13 protein-coding genes and 4 pseudogenes are annotated in these 17,600 nt (G+C 59.0%); 13 read left to right on the top strand and 4 right to left on the bottom strand.

Going from position 1 to position 17,600, the window contains the following annotated elements; translation table 11 throughout:
* The 3 genes from ACYZT8_RS13840 to ACYZT8_RS13830 are packed head-to-tail and all read left to right on the top strand — an operon-like array spanning position 1 to position 4,680.
* Positions 1–2,403: an aldehyde dehydrogenase family protein gene (locus ACYZT8_RS13840; RefSeq protein WP_461981926.1), complete on the top strand. Its 2,403-nt coding sequence runs from the start codon at positions 1–3 to the stop codon at positions 2,401–2,403.
* Between the two features lie 52 nt (positions 2,404–2,455).
* Entirely contained in the window at positions 2,456–3,745 is a 1,290-nt protein-coding gene (locus ACYZT8_RS13835) for a phenylacetate--CoA ligase family protein (protein ID WP_461981924.1), read from the top strand.
* Positions 3,745–4,680 (top strand): GNAT family N-acetyltransferase, encoded by a 936-nt coding sequence (locus tag ACYZT8_RS13830; protein WP_461981922.1) that lies wholly within the window; start codon positions 3,745–3,747, stop codon positions 4,678–4,680. Before ACYZT8_RS13835 ends, ACYZT8_RS13830 begins: the two co-directional genes overlap by 1 nt.
* On the opposite strand, the pseudogene ACYZT8_RS13825 reads toward ACYZT8_RS13830, so the two are convergent.
* Positions 4,669–5,172, bottom strand: a pseudogene (locus ACYZT8_RS13825) (LysR substrate-binding domain-containing protein); the annotation flags it as partial. The gene ACYZT8_RS13830 and the pseudogene ACYZT8_RS13825 sit on opposite strands and share 12 nt — an antisense overlap.
* On the opposite strand from ACYZT8_RS13825, the pseudogene ACYZT8_RS13820 reads away from it, so the two are divergent.
* Positions 5,167–5,451: pseudogene (locus ACYZT8_RS13820) on the top strand (aldo/keto reductase); the annotation flags it as partial. The pseudogenes ACYZT8_RS13825 and ACYZT8_RS13820 sit on opposite strands and share 6 nt — an antisense overlap.
* Positions 5,452–5,497: 46 nt before the next feature.
* Here ACYZT8_RS13820 and ACYZT8_RS13815 read toward each other — a convergent pair.
* On the bottom strand, positions 5,498–6,031 hold the full coding sequence (locus tag ACYZT8_RS13815) for a hypothetical protein (protein WP_461981920.1): 534 nt from the start codon (positions 6,029–6,031) through the stop codon (positions 5,498–5,500).
* A gap of 381 nt (positions 6,032–6,412) precedes the next feature.
* On the opposite strand from ACYZT8_RS13815, the pseudogene ACYZT8_RS13810 reads away from it, so the two are divergent.
* The 7 genes and pseudogenes from ACYZT8_RS13810 to rarD form a co-directional block, all read left to right on the top strand.
* Positions 6,413–7,495: pseudogene (locus tag ACYZT8_RS13810) on the top strand (cache domain-containing protein); the annotation flags it as partial.
* Between the two features lie 384 nt (positions 7,496–7,879).
* Positions 7,880–8,404: pseudogene (locus tag ACYZT8_RS13805) on the top strand (methyl-accepting chemotaxis protein); the annotation flags it as partial.
* Between the two features lie 212 nt (positions 8,405–8,616).
* On the top strand, positions 8,617–9,063 hold the full coding sequence (locus ACYZT8_RS13800; RefSeq protein ID WP_461981918.1) for a DUF411 domain-containing protein: 447 nt from the start codon (positions 8,617–8,619) through the stop codon (positions 9,061–9,063).
* Entirely contained in the window at positions 9,063–9,497 is a 435-nt protein-coding gene (locus ACYZT8_RS13795; protein WP_461981916.1) for a YqaA family protein, read from the top strand. Before ACYZT8_RS13800 ends, ACYZT8_RS13795 begins: the two co-directional genes overlap by 1 nt.
* Positions 9,498–9,582: 85 nt before the next feature.
* Positions 9,583–10,608 carry an alpha/beta fold hydrolase gene (locus tag ACYZT8_RS13790; protein WP_461981914.1) on the top strand — a complete coding sequence of 342 codons (1,026 nt, stop codon included), beginning with the start codon at positions 9,583–9,585 and terminating at the stop codon, positions 10,606–10,608.
* Positions 10,609–10,621: 13 nt separating this feature from the next.
* Complete coding sequence (locus tag ACYZT8_RS13785) at positions 10,622–11,575, top strand: D-2-hydroxyacid dehydrogenase family protein (RefSeq protein ID WP_461981912.1); 954 nt, start codon at positions 10,622–10,624, stop codon at positions 11,573–11,575.
* A 110-nt stretch (positions 11,576–11,685) separates the two neighbouring features.
* Complete coding sequence (gene rarD, locus ACYZT8_RS13780) at positions 11,686–12,567, top strand: EamA family transporter RarD (RefSeq protein WP_461981910.1); 882 nt, start codon at positions 11,686–11,688, stop codon at positions 12,565–12,567.
* 127 nt (positions 12,568–12,694) lie between these two features.
* Here rarD and hppD read toward each other — a convergent pair whose 3' ends face one another.
* Together hppD and ACYZT8_RS13770 are read right to left on the bottom strand one after the other, a co-directional pair.
* Positions 12,695–13,771: a 4-hydroxyphenylpyruvate dioxygenase gene (gene hppD, locus ACYZT8_RS13775; protein ID WP_461981908.1), complete on the bottom strand. Its 1,077-nt coding sequence runs from the start codon at positions 13,769–13,771 to the stop codon at positions 12,695–12,697.
* A gap of 249 nt (positions 13,772–14,020) precedes the next feature.
* The gene (locus ACYZT8_RS13770; protein ID WP_461981906.1) at positions 14,021–14,959 is read right to left on the bottom strand and encodes a DMT family transporter; all 939 of its coding nucleotides are present in this window, start codon (positions 14,957–14,959) and stop codon (positions 14,021–14,023) included.
* Between the two features lie 78 nt (positions 14,960–15,037).
* On the opposite strand from ACYZT8_RS13770, the gene ACYZT8_RS13765 reads away from it, so the two are divergent.
* Both ACYZT8_RS13765 and ACYZT8_RS13760 read left to right on the top strand, forming a co-directional pair.
* Positions 15,038–15,910 (top strand): LysR family transcriptional regulator, encoded by an 873-nt coding sequence (locus ACYZT8_RS13765; RefSeq protein WP_461981904.1) that lies wholly within the window; start codon positions 15,038–15,040, stop codon positions 15,908–15,910.
* A gap of 115 nt (positions 15,911–16,025) precedes the next feature.
* Positions 16,026–17,561 carry an EAL domain-containing protein gene (locus ACYZT8_RS13760; RefSeq protein WP_461981902.1) on the top strand — a complete coding sequence of 512 codons (1,536 nt, stop codon included), beginning with the start codon at positions 16,026–16,028 and terminating at the stop codon, positions 17,559–17,561.
* Positions 17,562–17,600: the final 39 nt, after the last annotated feature.

Here is a 17,600-nt window from a genome sequence, read left to right as displayed (position 1 = left end):
ATGTACTTGATCAATGGCGAACTGCGTGACGACATCACCCTCGAAGCAGCGCTCAAGGAGCTGCACCCACAACTGCCACGGCTGCTGAATGCGCCGATCGACAGCGACACCGTGATCGACGCAGCGGCCCGGTTCACCCTGCAATTGCAGGCTGGCAGGCTGGATGTGCCCCTCGACAACGATCAACGACTGGGGCTTGTCGAGTTCTGCCAGCGCAGCAACCTTGGCACCAAGCTTGAGCGAGAGCTGGGTGTGCAACCGCGTTCGCTGCGGCGTATCGATTACCGGCAAGCGTGTTTTGAAAGCTGGCACCCGCTGGGATTGGTGGTGCAGGTGACGCCGGGCAATGCGCCGATGCTGGCGTTCTGTGCGGTCCTGGAAAGTCTGCTGGCCGGCAACATCAACTGGCTGCGCCCCAGCTCCAGCGATGAAGGATTGACCGCACGCTTACTCGCGGCGCTGGTGCACTGCGACACCAGCGGCAAGCTGGCTGATTTCATTGCGGTGCTGCCGGTCAGCACTTCTCGGATAGCGCAACTCTGTACACACGCCGATGGCGTTGCCGCCTGGGGCGGTGAAAAGGCACTCAAGGCGATTCGTCAGCAGATCCCGGCCGGGTGTCGCTGGATCGATTGGGGTCACAGGATCAGTTTCGCTTACCTGTCGCCCGACGCGGCGAGTCCCTCGACGCTGGATGCGTTGGTGGATGAGGTGTGCAGTCTCGATCAGCAAGCGTGTTCCAGCCCGCAGTGGCTGTTGGTGGACAGCAGCGATCCGGCAGTTTTGCGGGACGTGGGTGAACGCCTGGCTGAAGCCTTCACACGCCGTGCCTCACAGTGGCCGGCGCTGGTTCCGACAGATCAGGAGGCCTCGGAGATCACCACCCGCACCGCCATGGCGAGACTGGAACATTGTTTTGCGAACCAGACCGGCCAGGTCTGGGCCGGCCACGGATGGCGAGTTATCTGGGATCACCATCAAACGCTCGCGCCCTCGCCGCTGTTTCGTACGCTGCTGCTCAAACCGGTGCCACAACACTTGATCGCCGAGACGCTATTGCCTTGGCGCACGGTCCTGCAAAGCTGTGCATTGATTTGCGCTCCGGCAGAGACGCCTGGGCTGGTACGGACGCTGGTCAACGCCGGCGTCACGCGTATCGCCCCGTGCGGGTTGATTCATGACGGCTACCCCGGCGAGCCCCATGACGGCGTCTACGCGCTGTCACGCTTCAGCCGCCGCCTCTCGGTGAGTCTGGCGCCGGAGGCAGTGCCTGGGCGGGCAACGCTTGATGCGCTCACCGCCGCGCCCGACACAGGTCATGAACCGATCATGGACAAAAACGCGTTTATGACCCAGCCGATCAACGCCATGGCACAGCTGTATTTCCGCTCCGGGGGAAGCAGTGGCACGCCTGCCCTCGCCGGGTTCAGCTATCTCGACTTTCAACGACAGATGCGCGCCGCGGCTGACGGGATGTTTGCCGCCGGCCTCGACCCGTCAACGGATCGGGTGATGAACCTGTTTTACGGCGGCAGCCTGTATGGAGGCTTTTCCAGCTTCACCAAGGTCCTGGAACAGATGGGCGCTACGCATTTCCCCATGGGCGCGCCGCACCATGATGACTTCAGCGAAATTGCCCAGCTGATTGTGGAACACCGAATTACCGTGTTGATCGGCATGCCAAGTACGTTGCATCGCCTGTTTTTCAACGAGCAAAGCCGACTTCGCGCGTACGCCGGCATCGGCAAAGTGTTCCTCGGCGGTGAGCACCCGGGCCAGGCCAGCCTGCGCCTGATCGAAAGTTGCGGGGTCTCGACGATCCGCTCGGCGATCTATGGCTCGGTCGACGCCGGCCCGTTGGGGCATGCCTGCACGGCAACGGCGGACGGCGTCTTTCATTTGATGTGCGATACCCAGCATCTGGAAATCGTCCATCTCGAACACGATGTGCCAGTGCAAGCCAGTGAGATCGGCCGACTGCTGTTTACCTCCCGGGCCCGGCAAAGTCAGGCCGTGCGCCGGTATGACGTTGGCGACACCGGGCGCTGGATACCCGGAGCCTGCCCTTGCGGGCTCGACTCTCCGCGATTCCAGTTGCTGCAGCGCCACGGCAAGTTGATACGGATGGGTACGGAGTTCATTTCACCGTTGGCGTTGCAAGATAGCGTCGGCACGCCTGTTCAACTGGTCCTTGACCACGCCCTTAATGGCAGGGAGCGGTTGACGGTTTTGGCGAACCTTGAGGCCGGAAAGCTTTATGAAAAGTTATTGACCCATGAAGCGCTGGCCAATGCCGTGAACGCTGCTCTTTTAACAGTGGAAGTTCATGAGTGTGCTGAATCCGGGTTCACCCGAAACAAACACAGCGGAAAAACACCTTTGGTGATCGACAACAGAAAATAAACAGCTCGTTTGTCTTTCAACCATCCACTCGCCTGATAAAAAAGAGAACCCAGTGAAATCAACTTATTCGCTTGAACAACTCGTGCCTTACATAAGGCAACACTCAAACTTCTACCGCACACACCTGAGCCACTTACCGGCAAAGGGCATTACTTTAAAAGACCTGCCGTTGACCGACGTGGCCGACTACTGGGCTGACAGTAACGACCTGAATCATTGGACTGTGCTGACCGGCAATGTCGATGACGCGCTGGTGTTTAAAACCGGTGGATCGACTAGCCAAGGCAAACTTACTGTTTACTCGACCAGCGAATGGCAAGCCTTGGTCAGTACCTTTGGAGACAGTGTCTCCTCTCAATTGGAGAACGGTGACAGGGTCGCCAATCTGTTTTTTTCCGGCGATCTTTACGCCAGTTTTCTGTTCATCCACGACTCGCTCGCGCACGTCAAACGGTCCATTTGTGAGTTTCCGTTCACCGGCGAAGTCAGCATGGACGTCCTGGCCGATGCGATTGATCAGCACCGGATCAACGTACTGGTCGGCGTCCCGGCTCAGTTATTACGCTTTGCGGCGTACCTGACTCAGCATCAACGGGTGTTGTGTGGGGTTGATACCTTACTCTACGGCGGCGAAAGCCTGTTCGGTCCGCAACTGGCAATCCTCACCCAGGTTTTCCCCAACGTGCGCATCGCCTCAATCGGCTATGCCAGCGTCGATGCGGGCCTGATCGGGGCCACCAGCCGCGACTGCGCTCTGGGCGAGCATCGGGTGTTCGAACCCCAGACCTTGCTGGAAATCGTCGATGAGCTCACCGGTGAAGTCATCGACGAATGCGACCGCACCGGATTGTTGGTGGTGACCAACCTGACACGCCGGCTCATGCCACTGCTGCGTTATCCGGTGGGCGACCGCGCCTGCTGGTGTGAGCCTGGCACAACCCCGATGCGCAAATTCGCCCTCAAGGGACGCAGCGCCCATAGTCAGCGAGTGCGGGTGGGGTCGATGTCGTTGTTGATCGACGAAATGCAGCAGATCGTCCAGCGCATTGCCGACACCGACCAATGGCAATTGCGCATCGAGCATGACGGCTACAAGGACATCGTGAGTGTGAAATGGGTGCCTGACGCTAAAACCGTGGCCACCGCCCCGCTATGCCGGGCGCTGTATGAAGCGCTTGTGGCCCACTACCCCGCGCTCGAGCACCTGAATCGCGACGGGTTGCTGGAGTTGCGGGTGCTGTCCTGCACCCTCATCGAACTGAAGCTTCACCCTCGTTCGGGCAAGCAGATGCGGGTCCTGGACTTGCGCACCTATGACGCGCCATCGCCGGAGACTGCGTGATGTCTCATCTGATTTTTCGACGCTACCGCCCTTGCGACGCCCGCGCCGTGAGCCAGTTGTTTCGCGAGGTCTATGGCGATCATTACGTTCAACCGGATGTTTACCTGCCGAACATGATCAGTCAGCACATTGCCGACGGCCGCTGGAAATCGATGCTGGCGGTGGACGATGTACGGGTTCTCGGGCACGCCGCGTTGTGCCATCAAGCGTCTTCGCAGACCGCGGAACTGGCCCTTAGCGTGGTGCATCCCGCCGCGCAGGGACACAGTATCGCGACCCGTCTGGGCCGGGAGTTGCTATTGCAGGCAAAGCCGCTGGGTTTCACAAACGTCTTGATCAAACAAGTGACCCACCACCCCTACACGCAACGCATGGCCACAAACATTGGCTTCCACAGCACAGGAGTGCTTCCCGACTACGTTCCTTCGCCGTTCGCCGAGCCGCACCCGGAAACCATCGTGATGGGTTGTTACCTGGTCGAAGGCCACTCGCGCCCGCTCCCCGACATTCACTGGCCCGAGCGTCACCGGGGGTTTATGCAGCACCTGTGTTCGTTGTTCGGAACTCACCCGGAAATCACAGCACCCTCTGCGATGCCCTTGCAGATCACGCAACACCATCACCGTTTCGACATGGTCATTCACCGCCTGACTAAACGCCTGCTCGAACAAATCCGGCAATTACCCGGACACTGGATGATCTCGGCCCAACTGGCGTTGTCGCAGCACTTTGCAGAGGACCTGCGCAGCTTGACGCGGCTTGGTTTCACCTTCACCGGGTTGATGCCCGCGCCCGGCAGCCATGGATGGTTGGCCCTGTTTCATCGAGGGGTGCAGCCTCGGTCCCTCAACCTGCATTGCCCCTACATGCAACAGTTGCACGACGACTTGCAGCGCAACACCCAATCACCGGGCAGCGCACGCTCAGCCGCTTGAGTCTTTTCTGTGAAAGTCATTGCCCGGTTGCGCGCAAAGCTTCACCAGCCAGTCGACAAACACCCTCACCCGCCGGGACAACTGGCGGTGTGGGGGATAGAGCGCCGTCAATGGCATCCCGGGTGGAGGGGTCGCTTTTAATACTTCGCACAAACGCCCTTCATTCAGTTGGCGGGCGACGTGGTAGTAAGGCGTCTGAATCAGACCGTAGCCTGCCTCACAAGCGGCCAGGTAGCCGTCGGCACTGTTGACCGACACGTGCTTGGGCAGGTCGATCAGCTGGAGCTGACCGTCGACCATGAACTCCAGCCCGAAACGCTTGCCGGTGGTGCTGGAGAAATACTCGACCATCATATGGCCCTCAAGGTCAGCCAGATGTTGAGGCGAGCGGTGTCGTTGCAGGTACTCCGGGCTGGCGCAGGTCACCTGGTCCAGCATGACCAGCGGCCGTGCCACCAGTGAATCATCCAGCGCCGAGCCGCCACGCAGCACGCTGCGAAAAACCTGTTGCTGGTGCAACAAGTGCAGGCCTTGGCAGCAGACAAAGGTGTGACGGCGGGCCAACTGGCGTTGGCCTGGGTACTGACGCAGGGTGACGACCTGATCCCGATTCCAGGGACCAAGCAGCGTAAATACCTTGAGGAGAATGTCGCCGCACTGGAGGTGAAGCTCAGCCGCGACGAATTGCACGCGCTGGAAGCGATCTTCCCGGCCAATGCCACCGCAGGCTTGCGCTATCCAGAGGAAGTGATGAAGTTGCTTGACCGGTAACCGACGTCTGGCCCACCCGGTCTGAGTGGGCCAGCACTACCGAGCGTCAGGCCTTGGAGCTGACGCCACCATCGGTAGGAGGCACCGTCGTCCCATTGCCCTTGCCGTAAGTCTGCAAGTTCTGCAATACGTAGATCGCCGTCTTGTATTCAGGGATCAGGCCAGTGGCGTACTTGTCGCCCCTGATACTGTTGTTCTGGATGGTGTCCAGTTGCGTGGCGAAATACTCCAGCGCATTGAATTTTGCATCCGGGTCATTCTGAACCCCGAACCGGTCAAACTTGTCACCGGCATTCATTAACGTCATCCACGTGGTATCGGAAATCAGGCCTTTACCTCTGAGGAAGGCACTGAGGTTGCCCAGTTGTTTGGCGGAGACATTTTCCGGGTCAAAACCTTTTATGTTTCGGTGGATTTTCATTGCATCCATTTTCGCCGTGCTCAGCGCGTTTGGATTAGTCCCCACCAGTGCCAGCATCTGCTTGATCCTGGCGCTTTGCGTTACAGGCTTGCCGCCGCCCGTATCTTTAACCAGTAAACCTGCCTTGGACGTCCAAGCCCCGGCATAGCCGATAGTCATGACTGCACTCCCGACTGCGTGACCATAAGAAAACTCCTTGTTTAACTAGAATTCAGAGTGCGCAAGTATCGGCGTGGCAACTAGCCATACCTACAACTATTTCCGGCTTTTACAATTTTCGTACATTTAAGATACAAAGCACCAAGTGTCTTAAATCATTGGTCCAGACCAACTTTCCAACATTGGTCTACTCGGATGTAATTAATCCTGATCAGTGCATTTGTATCCACATTGACACCCTCCAGGGCCTGACCGTCCGTCACCCAACCCCATTCTTGTACGTTCGTACCTAAAGCTCGTCTGTTGCAGGCCGATAGCCCTTCGAAGCGCCGATCTTTCGATCGAAAACCACAATAAAAACGCTGCACAAGGACCGGTCCCATGCCCGCATTCCGCACTATCCAGGCTCGCTACACGCTGTTTCTGGTCCTGTTCATCCTGCTGATGTTCGTCCTGACGGTGGTCGGCATCAGCCAGTTGGTTGCCCCTAAACTTCGCCACACCGAAGAACAGGTGGCCCTCAACCGCATCGCTGAAGTGGCCGAGCAAATCCAGGGCGAACTGAACAAGGTTCAGGCGCAACAGCGCAGCATCACCCAGACCATCCCGTTGCTCGACAGCGCCGCCATCGACACGGTGCTGCCAGGCCTGGTCGATCAGTACGGCGAGTTGAAAGTGTTCGGTGGCGGGATCTGGCCGTTGCCCGGCCAGCGTGAAGCCGGACGCAACAAATTCAGCACCTTCTGGCACCGCGACGCGTCGGGCAAGCTGGCGGTCAATACGTTCTGGAACAGTGACGCGGCCCCCAACTATTACGACCAGACCTGGTACAAGGGCGGCATGCAAACCCCGCGCGGCCAATGCGCCTGGGCAGCTGCCTATAAAGATGACGCCAGCGCCGAGCCGCGCACCAACTGCGCGATGGCCATTCAGAAAAATGGCGCGGCGTATGGCGTCTCGACCATCGACGTGACCCTGGGCTTCTTCAACGATCTGATCGCGCGCAAGGAAAAAGACCTCGGCGCAGAAATGCTGATCGTCGAGGCCGACGGCAAGATCATCAGCAACAGCTCGCGGATCAGCGGGCCGATCGTGCTGAAGAACATCAGTGAACTCGCCAGCAACTCGCCCTTCGCCAGCCAAGTGAAGACCGGCCTGCAAAACCGTAATCAGTCGCAGCGGCTCGAGTTCGACAACAACGGTGAAGCCAGCACCTTCTTCATGCGCCCGATCGAAGGCACACCGTGGTTCCTCGCCACCGCCCTGCCGACCAAGCTGATCACCGCCCAGCGTGACGATGTGCTCAGCACCTTGAGCCTGCTGCAAATCCCGATGGTGATCCTGCTGGTGTTGCTGCAGATCTACGCGATTCGCCAACTGGTCCAGCGCTTGAGAATTTTGAAGGCCAACATCGACGCCCTGTCCGCTGGCGATGCCGACTTGACCAAGCGCATCACCATCCGCGCCGAAGACGAACTGGGCGCCATCGGACACTCGGTCAACGCCTTCATCGTCTATTTGCAAAACATGATTGGCGAAGTCACCCAGGCCACCGGCGCCATGGCGTCCAGCCTCGACAACCTGCAACGCACCTCCGCCCACACCAGCCAGATTCTGGTGCGTCATGCCTCTGAAACCGATCAGACGGTCACGGCGATCACCGAGATGAGTTCGACCGCTGAAAGCGTCGCGCAGAATGCCGCAGAAACGGCGGCCTTCACCCAGCGCGCCAACGAAAACGCCGACCGTTCGCGCGTCGTCGTCGGCGAAGCGTCCACCAGCGTGATCGCGTTGATTGGCGAAGTGGCGAGCGCCACCCATAAAGTCGAAAGCATGCAGGAGGATGCGCAGCGCATCACCGAGATTCTCGGGGTGATTGGCGCCATTGCCGGCCAGACCAACTTGCTCGCGCTCAATGCCGCGATTGAAGCAGCCAGGGCCGGTGAGCAAGGTCGCGGTTTCGCAGTGGTCGCCGATGAGGTCCGCGCCCTCGCCGCCCGCACGCAGGCCAGCACTTCGCAAATCAATGAAATGCTCAAGCGTCTGACTCAGGGCGTGAGTTCGTCAGTGAGCGCAATGGAAAATACCCAGGCCAGCTGCCAGTCCGCCGCCGATGCCACGGCGCGGGTCAACACAGGCCTGGATGAAATGGCCGGCTCGGTGAGCCATATCAACAGCCTGAGCACGCAGATCGCCACCGCCGCCGAGCAGCAAAGCGCGGTGACCGAAGAGATCAACCGCAGCATGGTGCAGATCCGCCACATGGTGGATGAGCTGGTGAAAAGCGGTCAGGCCAGCGAACTCAATACCCGACAACTGCTGCAAGCCAACGCTCGCGTCAGCACGATCATGGGGCGGTTCAAGGTGCGTTGATTTTGGCGCAACTCCCGTGGCGAGGGAGCTTGCTCCCGTTCGGCTGCGAAGCAGTCGTCGCTTTTGGGGCTGCTGCGCAGCCCAGCGGGAGCAAGCTCCCTCGCCACAACAGCTTGGCGTACTTGTATTACTTAGAAACAACCTCGTATCTCTTCTCGGCAAAAAATGGTCAAAATGCATCTTTCTGGCCGCCACCCCGAGACGAGATCCCCATGCGAACCCACCTGCGTCTGGTCGCCCTGAGCGCCCTTTTTATCTCCTCCCTGGTCCAGGCCGCCGACCTGGTCCCGATCGAAGTCCACCGTGACGCCAACTGCGGCTGCTGCAAAAAATGGATCAGCCACCTCGAGGCCAATGGCTTCAAGGTTGAGGACCACGTCGAATCCAACATGAGCGAATTCAAGCAAAAGCACGGCGTGCCTCCGCGTCTGGCGTCCTGTCACACCGGTCTCATCAACGGCAAATTCGTCGAAGGCCATGTTCCGGCGGATCAAGTCCTGGCCTTGAGCAAACGCGATGACCTGCTGGGTGTTGCGGCACCGGGCATGCCGATGGGCTCGCCGGGCATGGAAATGGACGGCATGAGCGATGCTTATCAAGTGATCGGCCTGAAAAAGGACGGCACTGATGTGGTGGTGGCGGACTACCCTGCCCATTGATGGGCGGTGCTTACATCGGGCTTTTCTTTGCGGCATTCGGTGCCGCGACCTTGCTGCCGTTGCAGTCCGAAGCGGTGCTCGTGGGGCTGTTGCTCAGCGGGCAATATTGGCTTTGGGCGCTGCTGGCTGTCGCGACACTGGGTAATGTCCTCGGCTCAGTGGTGAATTGGTGGCTCGGCTGTCGCATCGAACGGTTTCGCGACCGGCGCTGGTTCCCGGTCAGCCCGCGCCATCTGGAACACGCCCGAAAACACTATCAACGCTATGGTCACTGGTCATTGCTGCTGAGCTGGGTGCCGATCATTGGTGACCCGCTGACGCTGGTGGCCGGCGTCATGCGCGAGCCGCTTGGGCGGTTCCTGCTGATCGTGACCCTCGCCAAGGGCGCTCGATACGGCGTGCTGGCCCTTGCCACGCTGGGCTGGATCGGTTGAACGATCAGGTGCGGCAATTGCCTGTGTTTAATGTCGCCCTAATCATGCCGATCCAGCATCGGCGGTTTTCCAACGGAGTCCCCCCATGTCCCTTGCTCTTCTGCGCTGGTTGCCCGGCCTGTTTCTGACAGCGGCATTGCCGGTTCTGGCTCACGCTGAAGGCCCGGAATACGGACCGGAACTGCAAGGGTTCGAGTACCCGTACACGGTCAAGCACTTCGCGTTCGAGTCCCAGGGTAAATCCCTGCAAATGGGTTACATGGACGTCGCCGCCCACGGCAAGGCCAACGGGCGCAGCGTGGTGTTGATGCACGGCAAAAACTTCTGCGGCGCCACCTGGGACAGTTCGATCAAAGCTCTCAGCGAAGCCGGTTACCGGGTGATTGCGCCGGACCAGATCGGTTTCTGCACCTCCAGTAAACCGGACAACTATCAGTACACGTTCCAGCAACTGGCGACCAATACCCAGCAACTGCTCAAAGCCCTCGGCATCCAGAAGGCCAGCCTCCTCGGACACTCCACCGGCGGGATGCTCGCCACCCGGTATGCGCTGCAATACCCCGATCAGGTCGAGCAACTGGCGCTGGTCAATCCCATTGGCCTGGAGGACTGGAAAGCCCTCGGGGTGCCGTATCGCACCGTCGATCAATGGTACGAGCGCGAACTGAAGCTCAGCGCCGACGGCATCCGCACATACGAACGCAACACCTATTACGGTGGCCGCTGGAAGCCTGAATTCGATCGCTGGGTCGATATGCTTGCCGGCCTGAATAAAGGCCCGGGGCACACGCAAGTGGCGTGGAACTCGGCGTTGATCTACGACATGATCTTCACCCAACCGGTGTATTACGAATTCAAGGACCTGATGATGCCGACGCTGCTGCTGATCGGCACATCCGACACCACGGCCATCGGCAGTGACATTGCCTCACCGGAGGTCAAGGCGAAGCTCGGTCATTACGACGTGCTCGGCAAGCAAGTGGCGAAACTGATTCCGCAGTCCACACTGGTTGAATTCCCCGGCATGGGCCACGCGCCGCAGATGGAAGAACCGGCGCAATTCCACCAGGCATTGCTCGACTGGCTGAACAAAACCAATCCCGTGCGTTGATGAGGTAAGGCTGATGGCTGTGCAGATTGCGGTGATCGATGATTGGCAGGACGTGGCCCGTGACGTGGTCGACTGGTCGGTGCTGGACAGCCTCGGCGAGGTGAGTTTTCTCCACGACTACCCTGCCGACAACGAAACCCTGACTGAGCGTCTGGGCAAATTCGAGGTGATCTGCGTGATGCGCGAGCGCACCCGGTTCGATGAAGAACTGCTGCGTCAGTTACCGAAACTCAAGCTGCTAGTCACCGGCGGCATGCGCAATGCCGCGCTGGACCTCAAGGCCGCAGCTGCTCTGGGCATCCAGGTCAGTGGCACCGACAGCTACAAACACGCCGCTCCGGAATTGACCTGGGCGCTGATCATGGCCGCCACCCGCAATCTCGTGGTCGAAGCCAATGCCTTGCGCGCCGGGAAATGGCAGCAAGGCCTGGGCGGCGACTTGCACGGCAAGACGCTGGCGATCCTCGGCCTTGGCAGCATCGGCAAACGCGTCGCACAGTTCGGTCAGGTGTTCGGGATGCGGGTGATCGCGTGGAGCGAAAACCTCACGGCCGAACGCGCCGCTGAAGTCGGCGTGACCTACGTCAGCAAGCAGCAACTGTTCGAGCAGGCCGATGTGCTATCGGTTCACTTGGTGCTCAGTGACCGCAGCCGGGGATTGGTCGACGCCCAGGCGCTAAGCTGGATGAAACCATCGGCGCTGCTGGTCAACACCGCCCGCGGACCGATTGTCGATGAGGCCGCGCTGATCAAGGCGTTGCAGAAGAATCGGCTGGCGGGGGCTGCGCTGGATGTGTTCGACGTGGAGCCTTTGCCGGTGAATCATCCGTTCAGAACGCTGGACAATGTGTTGGCGACGCCCCACATCGGGTATGTCAGCCAACAGAACTACCATCAGTTCTTTTCGCAGATGATCGAGGACATTCAAGCGTGGTCGGCCGGTGAGCCGATTCGGCTTCTGAGCTAAGCCTGCACCGCTGCTCTCGCACTCGATCGATGTTGATCGGTTAGTCAATACTGAACGCGAAAACCACGTATCCTCTGCGCCCGTTTCACGTCCAACTTCGCGAGGGCAGTTTGTCTAAAGGTATCGCTTTATCGGTTTCGGCCTCGGTGCTGTTTGCCGTCATGTATTACTACACCTCGTTGCTCACGCCCTTGAGCGGCGTGGAGATTTTCGGCTGGCGCATGCTGCTGACCGTGCCGTGCATGACCGTGTTCATGGTGGTCTCCGGCGAATGGAAGCGTGTGCTCGAAATTTTTCAGCGCATCGCTGGCCATCGGAAATTGATCGCCGGCCTGATCGCCTCTTCGGCCCTGCTCGGTGTACAACTTTGGCTGTTCATGTGGGCGCCACTCAACGGCTACAGCCTGGATGTGTCGCTCGGGTATTTTCTGTTGCCGCTGACCATGGTGCTGACCGGTCGGATTGCCTATGGCGAGCGCCTCTCCTACTTGCAAAAAATTGCCGTGGTGCTGGCCTGCCTCGGCGTGATCAACGAGGTGTATCAGGTCGGTGGTTTTTCCTGGGCAACCTTGCTGGTCTGCATCGGCTATCCCCTGTATTTCATCCTGCGCAAGCGTCTGGCCGCCGACAACCTTGGCGGTTTATGGCTGGACATGGCGTTGACGCTGCCGGTGGCGTTCTGGTTCGTGCAGAGCGGTGAACAGGGTTTCGGCGTGTTTGATCAACATCCGTGGTTGTCGCTGCTGATCCCGATACTCGGGGTGATCAGTGCGTCGGCGCTGGTGGTCTACATCATCGCCAGCCGGTTGTTGCCGTTCAGTCTGTTCGGGCTGTTGAGTTATGTGGAACCGGTGTTGCTGCTGGGTGTGGCGTTGCTGCTCGGGGAAAGCATCAAGCCCGGGGAATGGTTGACTTATATTCCGATCTGGCTGGCGGTGGTGGTGCTGGTGTTCGAAGGGTTCAAGCACCTGATGCGGCATCGCAGACCTTAAATACAGCACAAGCAAATGTGGGAGCCAGCCTGCTGGCGATTGCATTCTGTCAGTCAACATCAATGTTGACTCTGAAGACGCTATCGCCAGCAGGCTGGCTCCCACAGTTTTTTAGCGGTGAAGCGGTTTATTCGGTGGCGAGTACGCCACGACGAACCTGATCACGCTCAATCGATTCGAACAGCGCCTTGAAGTTGCCTTCGCCGAAACCATCGTCGCCTTTACGCTGGATGAATTCGAAGAACACCGGGCCCATCAGGGTTTCCGAGAAGATCTGCAGCAGCAGGCGCTTGTCGCCCGATTCGGACGAACCGTCCAGCAGGATCCCGCGCGATTGCAGTTGATCGACCGGCTCGCCGTGGTTAGGCAAACGGCCTTCGAGCATTTCGTAGTAGGTTTCCGGTGGCGCGGTCATGAAGCGCATGCCGATGCTTTTCAGGTGATCCCAGGTCTTGATCAGGTCATCGCTGAGGAAGGCCACGTGCTGGATGCCCTCACCATTGAACTGCATCAGGAACTCTTCGATCTGCCCGGCACCCTTGGACGATTCTTCGTTCAACGGAATGCGGATCATGCCGTCCGGCGCGGTCATGGCCTTGGAGGTCAGGCCGGTGTATTCGCCCTTGATGTCGAAGTAGCGGATCTCGCGGAAGTTGAACAGCTTCTCGTAGAAGTTGGCCCAGTAAGCCATGCGACCGCGATACACGTTGTGTGTCAGGTGGTCGATGATTTTCAGACCGGCGCCGACCGGATTACGGTCTACACCTTCGATGAACACGAAGTCGATATCGTAGATCGAGCTGCCTTCACCGAAACGGTCGATCAGGTACAACGGCGCGCCGCCGATGCCTTTGATCGCCGGCAGGTTCAGTTCCATCGGGCCGGTTTCGATGTGGATCGGCTGGGCGCCGATTTCCAGCGCACGCTTGTAGGCCTGCTGCGAATCCTTGACCCGGAACGCCATGCCGCACACCGACGGGCCGTGTTCGGCCGCGAAGTACGAAGCGACGCTGTGCGGTTCGTTGTTCAGGATCAGGTTGATCTGGCCCTGGCGATACAGGTGCACATCTTTGGAGCGGTGGGTCGCGACCTTGGTGAAGCCCATGATCTCGAAGATCGGCTCCAGGGTGTTGGGGGTCGGCGAGGCGAGCTCGATGAATTCAAAGCCCATCAGGCCCATTGGGTTTTCGTATAAATCTGCCATTTTGGCGCCTCATCATTTTTTAGAATTAACGGAACGTTAGATGCTAAGAATGCTGAAGCCGGCGGGTGGCGCGCAGGAGATGCCCCGCACGCTGCGGGCGAGGAAGTCACCGTAGATCAATTGAAACCCAAAACTTTTCATTGTCGACCCAAGGCTGATGCGGGCGAGGCTTCTGCTTCCAGAAGACGATTATTATTGTATGCGTAACCCGATTCTACACAGCGTAAATAGGTTTGTCCGCCTTGTGTATCAAATCCCCTTTTTCCCTGCTCGCGCAAGGGGTTTGTTGCACAGGAAAATCCCCGCGAGAATCAGCCCTCCTCCCAGGCACATCGCCAGCGTCAACTGCTCGCCCAAGAGCAACGCGCCGAGGATCACCGCGGTCAGCGGATTCAAGGCGATGAACACCCCCGAACGCGTCGCGCCGATCTGGCGAATACCGTCGTAATAGCCGATGTAGGCCAGCGCCGAGCCCAATACGCCCAAGTACATCAGGCTCAACCATTGTTGCGGACCGAGACCGATAAGCGCGCTGACACTCAGTTCACCGCGCACCGCACTGGTAGCCCAGAGCATGAGCGTGCCCAGCAGAATCGAATACGTCACCGTCTGCACCGGCCCCAGCGTCTGGTTCAGCTCTTTGGAGAACAGCGAGTAAATCCCCCAGCCGAGCACGCAGCCGAAAATCAGCAAGTCACCGATCCAGGCGTCAGCATTGCCAACCAGCAATTGCGGGTTTCGGCTGACGATCACCAGACTCGCCCCGGTGATACAGATTGTGATCCCGATAACCTTCGCCCGACTCAAGCGCTCCTTGAAGAGCAGCCACGACACCAGTCCGATCACGGCGGGGTTCAGCGCCACAATCAATGACGCACGCGACGCATTGATGTAATGCAGTCCATAAAAGAAGCACAGGTTGTAGAAGAAGATCCCGAAGAACCCCAGCAGCGCCAGTTGCAGCCACTGCCTGGGGCTAGGTTTCGCCAATGGCACCCGGGCCAGCAGTAAAAACACCAGCAACGCCACGCTGGCCAGCAGGAATCTCAGGCTGGCGGCAAACAACGGGCTGAGGCTGTCCGCGAGAAATCGGCCGGCCACGAACGTCCCGCCCCAGATCATGGTGACGGCGGCGAGTTTCAGATACACCGGCACATCCGATGACATTGTTTGCGCATAGGTAGTCATAAGGCGTCAGGACCGCAATCAAGGTAGATGACGTATCATTCCTCTTATGCACCATCATCGTAAAATGAGTAAAAACTCATGACCCTGACACAACTCGAGATTTTCTCGCAGGTCGCCGAACTGCGTGGCTTCACGGCAGCAGCCAATCGTTTGGGGATTTCCCAATCGGCGGTGTCTCACGCCCTGAAGTCGCTGGAACAGGAATTGGGTGTCGAGTTATTCAGGCGCCATCAGTCTCAAATCGAACTGAGCGACATCGGCCAACAGCTCTTGTCCCGCGCCCGGGCAATGCTCGGGCTGGCCAACACCTTGCGCCAGGAAGCCGCCGACGCCCGTGGAATGAAGCGCGGTACCCTGCGCATCGGCTCGTTCGGACCGACCTCATCGATCAAACTGCTGCCACAGATCCTGCGACACTACCGCGCCGCTCACCCCGGTATCGAAGTCCATATCGACGAAGGTCCGGACCGTCAGATTCTCCAGTGGCTGGAAGAGCGGCGAGTCGATATCGGTTTCGTGGTGTTGCCCGAAGATCGTTTCGACACCTACCCACTGATCGAGGACCGGATGGTCGTGCTGCTGCCCGCTGCTCATTCGCTGGCGGGTCGCGACAGCCTGAGTTTGAGCGACTTGTGTCACGACCCGTTCGTGCTGACCGAAGCCGGGTCTTCGGAGCTGGTTTCACGGCTGTTCAGCGCTGCCCGGCTGACACCGAACATCCGTTATCGCTGCTCGCAGTTACTCAGCACCCTCGACACCGTGGGCCGTGGTGATGCCTTGACCGTTGTCGCTGAAGGCTCATTGCCCGACGACAACGACCGCCGCTACGTGAAAAAACCGCTGTCGCCACCGGTCAATCGACAGGTGGGCCTGGCGGTGCTCGACCAGCGTCAGTCGTCGCCCGCAACGCTGGCATTTATCCAGCTGGCTTCAAGCCTGCACTATCGTTGAGCGGCGTAAGCATCGACGGCCATCTATGATGCCCACTAACTGAACTCTTTTCGGGAGACGTGCCGTTGTCGTCCCAGCATTTGAGAGCCACCCTTCATTGACACAGGCCTTGCGAATGCCACTGAACGCCAAGACCCGCCACAAAAACGGCAAACGACTGGCTGTCATCCTGCTTAGCGGCGTGCTGCCGGTGCTGCTGGGGGTCCTCATCCTCTATATGCAGGCTGAGCGCACGCTCCAGCAAAGTACCGAGCTGACGGCAGAAGAAGCCGTCCGCCAATTCGAGTTGATGCTCGACAATACCGCCCAGGCCGCACGCGAACTGCTGCCGCTGGCCAGCCAGAGCTGCAATGACGTCAAATTGGCCCTGCGTGAACAGGTCACCCGCCGACCGTTCGTACGCTCGACGAACCTGGTGTGGGACAACAACATTTATTGCAGTTCGTTGTTCGGTGACTACCAGGAAAAGATCAGTGCCGGCGATTACTCCTCAGGTCGGTTGTTGCTGATGAAGGGCAATCCGGTCACCCCTGATAACCCGGTACTGGTGTATCGGCTCAGCAAAGGACAACAGGGGGCGATGAGTACGCTGGACGGTTATCACTTGAGCAACGCACTGCGCATGATTGGCCGCAAGACGACGCTGTTGCTGCAAGTCGGCTCCGACTGGTTATCTGCCGACGGCAAGGTCCACGAAGATGCCCTGCCCGTCCTGCCCGTGGCCGAAAGCAAACTGACGTCCACGCGTTATGGTTTTACGGTCGCAGCGGGTTTTCCCGAGGGAGCAACCTGGCGTTACATGAGCAGCGAGTATCCGCCGCTGTTCAGTTTGCTGATCTTCTTCGGGATGGTGTCGGGCGCTATCGGGCATGTCCTGCAGAAACGCTCGTCGTCCCCCAGCCACGAAATGCAGCGCGCGCTGGAGGCTGCCGAGTTCGTTCCGTATTTTCAGCCCGTGGTGCATGGCGATACTAAAACCTGGTCCGGGGCCGAAGTGCTGATGCGCTGGAATCATCCGAAGGAAGGCCTGGTGCGCCCGGACCTGTTCATTCCTTTTGCCGAGCATTCCGGACTGATCGTGCCGATGACCCGCTCGTTGATGCGACAGACCGCAGCGTTGTTGGCGCCCGCTGCGTCCTCGTTCGATGGAGCGTTCCACATCGGCATCAACATCACCGCCAGCCATTGCAAGGACCTGGACCTGGTCGAGGACTGCCGTGAGTTTCTCAGTGCCTTTGCACCGGGTGCCATCAACCTGGTACTTGAGCTGACCGAGCGCGAACTGATCGAGCCGACCGCCATCACGCACCAATTGTTCGAGCAGCTTCACGCTATGGGCGTAATGATCGCTATCGATGACTTTGGCACGGGTCACTCTAGCCTCGGTTATCTACGCCAGTTCAATGTGGACTTTCTGAAAATCGATCAGAGTTTTGTCGCGATGATCGGCGTTGACGCCCTCTCCCGACACATTCTGGACAGCATTATCGAACTGTCGGCCAAGCTTGATCTGGGGATCGTCGCCGAAGGCGTGGAAACCGAGGAGCAAAGTGACTATCTGGCCGCCCATGGTGTGAACTTCCTGCAAGGTTATTTGTTCGGTCGGCCGATGCCCGGCGCAGAGTTCATTAATGCATTAAGGCACCATTAACCGGTGGTTTAAGCGACAAAACAACGAATCGGCGCACCA

The sequence above is a fragment of the Pseudomonas sp. LB3P93 genome, from assembly GCF_054898025.1.
The sequence above is the reverse complement of the archived record's forward strand: the minus strand, read 5'-3'. Positions and strand labels throughout refer to the sequence as shown.

Bases quoted from the DNA above. Each gene is read 5' to 3' on its own strand.
- ACYZT8_RS13800 (WP_461981918.1), top strand. From the start codon at position 8,617: ATGCGAACCCACCTGCGTCTGGTCGCCCTGAGCGCCCTTTTTATCTCC.
- ACYZT8_RS13795 (WP_461981916.1), top strand. From the start codon at position 9,063: ATGGGCGGTGCTTACATCGGGCTTTTCTTTGCGGCATTCGGTGCCGCG.
- ACYZT8_RS13765 (WP_461981904.1), top strand. From the start codon at position 15,038: ATGACCCTGACACAACTCGAGATTTTCTCGCAGGTCGCCGAACTGCGT.
- ACYZT8_RS13785 (WP_461981912.1), top strand. From the start codon at position 10,622: ATGGCTGTGCAGATTGCGGTGATCGATGATTGGCAGGACGTGGCCCGT.
- ACYZT8_RS13815 (WP_461981920.1), bottom strand. From the start codon at position 6,031: ATGACTATCGGCTATGCCGGGGCTTGGACGTCCAAGGCAGGTTTACTG.
- ACYZT8_RS13840 (WP_461981926.1), top strand. From the start codon at position 1: ATGTACTTGATCAATGGCGAACTGCGTGACGACATCACCCTCGAAGCA.
- ACYZT8_RS13790 (WP_461981914.1), top strand. From the start codon at position 9,583: ATGTCCCTTGCTCTTCTGCGCTGGTTGCCCGGCCTGTTTCTGACAGCG.
- ACYZT8_RS13830 (WP_461981922.1), top strand. From the start codon at position 3,745: ATGTCTCATCTGATTTTTCGACGCTACCGCCCTTGCGACGCCCGCGCC.
- ACYZT8_RS13770 (WP_461981906.1), bottom strand. From the start codon at position 14,959: ATGACTACCTATGCGCAAACAATGTCATCGGATGTGCCGGTGTATCTG.
- ACYZT8_RS13760 (WP_461981902.1), top strand. From the start codon at position 16,026: ATGCCACTGAACGCCAAGACCCGCCACAAAAACGGCAAACGACTGGCT.
- hppD (WP_461981908.1), bottom strand. From the start codon at position 13,771: ATGGCAGATTTATACGAAAACCCAATGGGCCTGATGGGCTTTGAATTC.